This is a genomic window from Bradyrhizobium sp. 197 (assembly GCF_023073375.1).
GTDB lineage: Bacteria > Pseudomonadota > Alphaproteobacteria > Rhizobiales > Xanthobacteraceae > Bradyrhizobium.
In genome coordinates this window covers 1-985 of the sequence record NZ_JADPJJ010000187.1, presented here as the reverse complement: position 1 = coordinate 985, position 985 = coordinate 1, and the positions used below count along the sequence as shown (strand labels likewise).

1 pseudogene and 1 other annotated feature are annotated in these 985 nt (G+C 64.2%); the pseudogene reads right to left on the bottom strand.

The window, feature by feature from the left end:
* Positions 1-935: pseudogene (locus IVB27_RS41025) on the bottom strand (IS3 family transposase); the annotation flags it as partial.
* Positions 535-651 (bottom strand) — a sequence feature (AL1L pseudoknot). Its footprint overlaps the pseudogene before it by 117 nt.
* Positions 936-985 lie beyond the last annotated feature (50 nt).

Below are 985 nucleotides of genomic sequence, written 5' to 3'. Positions count from 1 at the left end.
TTGGCTGCCCCTGTCGCTGTGGTGCACCAGCCCGCTACGATGGACCGGCCGTCGATCATGCAGTGCCTGCTCCAGCGCATCGAGCACGAAGCCTGCATGCGCCGTGCGAGAGGCTCGCCAGCCCACGATCCTGCGGGCATAGGCGTCGATGACGAAGGCGACGTAGACGAAGCCGGTCCAGGTCGCGACATAGGTGAAGTCGGAGAGCCAAAGGACGTTTGGCCTTGGCGCCTTGAACTGGCGGTTGACGTGATCCAGCGGGCATGGCGCAGCCTTGTCGCTGATCGTGGTCTTGACGGGTTTGCCGCGGATGACCCCTTGCAAACCCATATCCCGCATCAGTCGCGACACCGTGCAACGGGCAACATCGAAGCCCTCACGTTTGAGCTGCCGCCAGACCTTGCGCGCGCCGTAGACGCGGAAGTTCTGATCGAAGACGCGCCGGACCTCGATCTTCAGCGCAACATCCTGCCTGGCGCGCGCCGACAGCCTGGCGGGATCCCGCCGCTTGGCCACATGGGCGTGATAGGTCGAGGGGGCGATCGGCAGGACCTTGCAGATCGGCTCGACCCCATGCGCCCCACGATGATCGTCGATGAAGGCGATCATGGCTTGGACCGGCGGTCGAGCTCCGCCATCGCAAAATAAGCGCTTGCCTTGCGCAGAATCTCGTTGGCCTGCCGAAGCTCCCGGTTCTCCCGCTCGAGCGCCTTCAGCTTCTCGGCCATGTCGGTCGGAACGCCAGCCCGCTGCCCGCTGTCGACTTCAGCTTTCTTGACCCAGTCATGCAGCGTCTGCGGCGTGCAGCCGATCTTGGCCGCAATCGACGTCACCGCCGCCCAGCGCGAGGGATGCTCACTCGCGTGATCCAAAACCATCCGAACCGCACGCGCCCGGACCTCGGGTGAAAACTTGTTCGTTGTCTTGCTCGTCATGGCTCCACCTTCTCAAGAGTTGGAGCCTCCGGCAATCCCGGGGCGGTTCA